Consider the following 5772-nt stretch of genomic DNA (forward strand, 5'->3'; position numbering starts at 1 on the left):
ACATGGCGAAGTCGCCAGGGAAATGTGGGGGCATTATCCAAATATCTGTGAAATCATTTCTATTACCAATGCACAGAACAAAACTTATTGGAAGGAAGAACCGTTTGAACAGGCATTAGAAACCAGTGAGCAGGAACAGATTCAGCTGGTTAAGAAAGAAATGAAGATCCGCCTCTTTAAAACAGTAGCGGACCAATGCGGAAAATTATTTGATCCGAATGTGCTCACTCTGGTCTGGGCAAGACGCTTTGCCGCTTATAAACGAGCTGACCTGCTGATGAGAGACTGGGACAGATTTGTAAAACTCATCAATAATGCAGATTACCCTGTACAAGTGATCTGGGCCGGAAAACCTTACCCTGAAGACCAAGGTGCTATTGATTTGTTCAACCAGATCATCCAAAGGGCTAAATCTTTAAAGAATTGTGCGGTACTGACTGGTTACGAACTGGGCTTGTCTGCCTTATTAAAAAAAGGTTCTGATGTGTGGCTCAACAATCCAAAAATGTATCGGGAAGCTTCAGGTACCAGCGGAATGGCCGCGGCCATGAATGGCAGCATCAATCTTTCTATGCCTGATGGATGGGTACCAGAATTTGCGAAGGATATGGAAAATGCATTTGTTATCCAGCCGGCAGCGGATGAACTGAGCGATATGGATAAAGACAAGCAGGAAGCTTCCGCTTTAATGGATAAACTGGAACAGGTGGTCGTACCCCTATATTATAAAGATCAGGCGAAATGGACAGATATTTTAAAAACTGCAGCAAGGGAAATTGTACCGCAGTTTGATTCTGGCAGAATGGTTGAACAGTATCAGCAGGAACTTTATTAAAGGAGGGGTTTTAGCAGGAGTTTCTCCTGTTCAACCGTTGGGAGAACAATTCTTTTACCGTAGACTTGTTCTCCTTTTACTCCATTTCGGATGACTTGAAAATGCTGGCCTGGCCATGGGTTTTCCAGAATACAATCTCTTCCTTTTTCACTATAAATCTGAACATTTTCTATTTTTCCGTTGTCCAGGCTGCTGCTGATAACGAATGCACCATAGGCCCTGAGTTTATGAAAACTTGCTGATTTGTTTCTATTCCAGTTCGGGAAGATCCGGATCACGCCCTCATAACTTTGCAGGAGCATTTCATTGACCGTGAGCGGTACAGCTGCAAGGGTTTCAAGACCTCCGCCCTCGGCCGTGATCCACAGGTTGGAAAGAGATTGCCTGGCAATCCTTGCCTTTAAATAATTCATAATTTCATCGGCAGGATAGCCTACTCTTACCGCAGCCGGAAAACAGGTTTCTATACCATTGCCCAGTGTATTTCCCCAATCTCCCGGTTCCTTTGCCTTATCTTTCCAATGTGCTACATCCTGCAACAGGATCTGGTTAAATGCAGAGTCGGTAAACGGCCCGCAAACACCGCCCGGTAGGATTAAACCATGGATGGATACTCTTGATAAACCCATCACGCCCTGATGCCAGCTGGCTGGGCTTTTCTCTACACTTTTCAAACTCATCCGACCTTCTTTTTCTCCCAGAGGAAAAGAGCTAATATGGTCTCGGATCTGTACCCATTTTGCTTGTCGCTGCCGATCCTTGTGAAGAAAGGTACTCATGTCTACGATGCCTTTGAAGAGCATTTTGACCAGGCCGAGGGAGAGCGTTGAATTGAAATCTCCCAACTGGTCTTTCCAAATACCTTTGTTTCTTAGATTAGGCATCACTTCACCATAGTGGTCCATATAGATCACATATTTCCCATTTTCATATTTCAGATAGTCTTCCCAGAAATTGGCACATTCCAGCAGATAGGGATAAACTTTACGGGCATAATCTTCGTCATAAGTACTATAGAACCTCATCAGCATATTGCCTGCACTAAACACCGCGTTGATCTTCTGGCCAAGGAATTTGTAACCCCCATCGATGGTATTATCTGTCGTTCCGTATCTTTTTAACATCTCCTGAGGGCTTAATGGCCAGCGGGTGGTCACTAATCCTTTGGGGCCTATGCCTACCGGGTAGTAAATGCCGCTGATGCCCAGCAGTTCTTTTGCATGGCGTTTTCCTTTCTCCATATAATCGAGTAACGGCTGATCAAAGTTATCCGTCAGGTCCATATAATTGGAAGAATAAGCCGCCCAGTAAGGCGCCTGATAATTGTAATTGAGGTGATAATCTCCACCCCAGGAAGTAGAGTCTCTGGTTACAAAAGGGCCCCAGATACCTGGTGCAAACTTCCCTTTGCGGGATGAAGAGGCAAAAAGATACTGGGAGGCATAATAGTATTTTTCAAGTGTCGTGTCTCCAATTGAAATCTGAGAGCGGTTCCAGAAATCTTTCCACCATTGCAGATGCGCGCTTTTCAATTGTTGTACGGTATTTTCATCCATTGCTGCTGCTTCCTGTATAGCTCTTTCTTTCCAATCTTTACCGTCTTGATTCGTATATATGGTGATGCTTATCCGTGTTTTTTCACCGGGGCTCAACCTCAAGGTACCGTTTTGTTCTAATGTTCCTCCAGTCACTTTTAAAGCCATAACGATATGCGCCGGCCATTCCAGCAAAGGACTGTTTTCAAAGGAACGTGTTACCCAGATCACATCGCCTGTTTTTCCATAATGAGAAATGGAGGTATTTCCTTCTGTAGCCTTCAATTTTAGTACAATTGTGGTTGCCCGATTGGCGTTGAGTTCAGCGACTATTGTATTTGCAGTTGCACTTACCCAGCTATTCAGGGAAAGATCAAGTTTGGATGTACTAAATCTCGCTTTGATGAATGCACTGTCCAGAAGTTCTTCGGCGTGATATTCTCCACCTTCCAAATCTTTAATGTTCATTTCCAGGAATCCTGGAGAAGCTATTCCGCCGCCCGGATAAACCGGATAGGCTCGCCAGAAATCATTTTTACCGATGTAAAACCGAAGCTTATCTGGCGTTCCGCCAAGGCTGAGCCCAATATCTCCGTTTCCTGCCAGGGGGCCGTCCGGAGTTTTAGAGCTGGGTGTATGCTTGGGAGCTGTATCAAAAACGGCTTTATATCTTCCAGCGTAAATCTCACGCCCTTCCACTGAAACAGGCTTTTTTTCTGGCCACTGCAACTCACCTGAAACCTGCATACCGCTTTCGTCGGTTAAGGAAAGGTACCAGATGGTAAGGCCTTTAGGTAATGCTGGTATAACAATTTCATTGTTCCAGATGGCAACGGCTATACTTTCCCATTTTCTGTTCATCAGTATGGAAGTGGTGTCCCTTGTATAGTTTAAAAAAGCCTTTTGAACTGGCAATTCCGAAGTAAATCTGACCTTGATTCCAGTGCCGGTGATTTTGGGGGCAGCCAGCCGGGCCAGACCTGGTGTACCATTCAGGTAACTGTTAATAAAAGTATAAATCTCCTGGTTTCCCCAACCATGTGCATGGTTGTGTTTCAGTCCAATTTTGATGGAAAGGGTTTTATTTTTTACTTTATCATAGGTTTTAGCATAGCTATCCAGGAAAAAATTCCCGTCGTTTGTGCCGTTGATAAACAGAACAGGCATCGATGCTTTGCCCACATACTGTGAAGGATCGTATTGTCTGATCCAGGTGGATTTGTCGCTGGGGCTGAGTTTATCCAACTCTTTCCGCATGGCACTGTTCTCAAACAAAAAACCACAGCCATACACGGGCACTACTGCTTTGTACCGGTTGTCTACACCTGCAAGTACATTACTGATGATTCCACCCCAGCTGATCCCTGTTAGTGCGGTGCGGCTGCTGTCTACTTCTTTAAAGCTTCGGATCAGATTATGTGCAAGAATGACATCTGCAACGGCCTGGTACATCCATTGCTCTTCTTTGTTGTTGGTTATGGTAAAATATGGAGTCAGTTTATCTGGTTCTTCAAAGCCACCATCTATATGTTTTCTGTTTCCATCATTTCCCCTTAAATCCATCGCAATTGCTGCATAGCCCTTTTTTGCCCAGAGTATTGCCCATTGCTTAAAGGCCGTTCCTCCCCCACCATGCACCAGTACCACAGCAGGCAAATTCCGGTCTTCTGCTGACTTGCCACTGAGCATGCCGGGGCTGCAGTAATAAGCAAATACCTTATTGCGATGTCCTTTGTAGGGCAATCCATCGTAAACCAGGGCCTGTACAGAATCCTTACTTATGATTTTATAAGCAGGTACTTTATAGATGGGCTTGGTGTCCCATAGACTGCCCTTTATTTGCCCATAGCCAGATAATCCTGCCAAAAGCAAGAACATAAAGAACACAGATATTTGATATTTTACTGGCATTATCTTTCAAATTTAGCGATATATCCTCCTCCTTCTCCCAGATCAAGACGTATGCTCTTGTGCATGGTATAGCTCGTATTCGATACCTCAACAGCATCAGATTGCCCTGTTTTATCTTTAATTTCCAACACTTTGTAATTACCATTGCCCAAAAAATCAAGCGAGATATCTATTTTTTTTGGTTTGGCGCCATTCATCACCGCAAGGAACCAGGTATTTCCTTTCCTTCTGGCAAATATTGCTGCTTCACCTATAGCAGAACCTGGCAAGACGATGGTCTGATCCCATATAGAGGGGATACTTTTGATCATTTCCACTGCGGGATTTTGCAACAGATGCTCAGGACTGGCTGCATAGGTGAGCAATGGAGCACTTAAAATAGCGGCACTTGCGACCTGGTGTGCCCAGGTTGTATTTTTACGTCGTTCGCCAAAATGCACCGGTGTATATTCTGCCGGACCGGAAATAAATCTGGTAAAAGGAAGGGTTACTTCGTGTGTCGCCCGGTCGGCCAGTTTACTGGCTTCCATACCTTTCACAGCCTCTCGTGTCAATTCATTTGGCCAGGTCCGTTCCTGTCCCGTCGGTTTATTCGCTCCGTGAAAATCAACCATAATTTGCAGAGCTGCCGTTTCCCGGAGAATAGCCTGGTATAAATCAATAACGTCTTTCGCTTCATGATCAAAAAAGTCGATCTTCAGCCCTCTGATCCCCAGGTCATGGCAATGCTCAAACAAAGCATGCCTTTTGCCCGCATCCCATAAATTCTTTGAATGTTCCCAGAGCCAGATGTCAACGCCTTTAGCTGCGGAATACTGCACCAGTTCGCGAAGCTCGGCATCGGTCCATCTATGCCAGAATCCTTCCAGAATATTGTGTTTAAAGCCTAAATCAGCAGCCAGTCTGGAATATTCCTTCATCTCCTCCAAGGTGCTTTGCCCTCCTCCGTCCAGGTATTTCCAAACGGCTGGCCCGGGTTTTATCCAGGAAGTTTTTATACCCTGGGGAAATATTTTTGGATCTGGCGGTGGGCAGAGGTTATGAACCATGTCATTGTTGACCAGACTATTCAGATTCTCTGCGATCATGACCACCCGCCACGGAGTTGTAATTGTTCCTTTTATATGTGCAGGTTTGGAAAGCTTCAATGTATCTGCAGGACTATAGCGCAGTTTATATGGATAAGAAACGGGTTGCTCAGAAGGAAGTCTCAAGACCAAGCCGTTTTGTCCGTCGGTTTGAAGCGCCATTCCACCATAATTCTTCAGATCTGCTTCTGTAATGGAAAGATAACAAGAATTTTTCTGGAGCTGGAAAGTAGCTGGAGGTGCTGCCCAACCACCCCTTTTCACTGTATCCATATTCCGTTTTTCATATACCCCCTCGTAATGTGCATTGATGTCGTGATACCAGGCTGTTGTTCCTGTTGGAAGGGTAAATACGGTAGACTCCCCAACCACTCTTTCTACACCGATTTTACCAGGAACAATC

3 protein-coding genes are annotated in these 5772 nt (G+C 44.9%); 1 reads left to right on the top strand and 2 read right to left on the bottom strand.

What is annotated here, in order from left to right; translation table 11 throughout:
• Nucleotides 1-835: alpha-glucan family phosphorylase (gene glgP / locus VNZ46_RS21490; protein ID WP_325562450.1), on the top strand; the 835-nt coding region annotated here is incomplete at its 5' end.
• On the opposite strand, the gene VNZ46_RS21495 is transcribed toward glgP, so the two are convergent.
• A complete protein-coding gene (locus VNZ46_RS21495; RefSeq protein ID WP_325562452.1) occupies nt 832-4281 on the bottom strand; it encodes an alpha/beta hydrolase family protein in 3450 nt (1149 codons plus the stop codon). The two genes, glgP and VNZ46_RS21495, sit on opposite strands and share 4 nt — an antisense overlap.
• A partial coding sequence (locus tag VNZ46_RS21500) for a glycoside hydrolase family 97 protein (RefSeq protein ID WP_325562454.1) occupies nt 4281-5772 on the bottom strand: 1492 nt, incomplete at its 5' end. The genes VNZ46_RS21495 and VNZ46_RS21500, both read right to left, overlap by 1 nt.

Source organism: Pedobacter sp., assembly GCF_035566355.1.
In the GTDB taxonomy this organism is placed as follows: Bacteria; Bacteroidota; Bacteroidia; order Sphingobacteriales; family Sphingobacteriaceae; genus Pedobacter.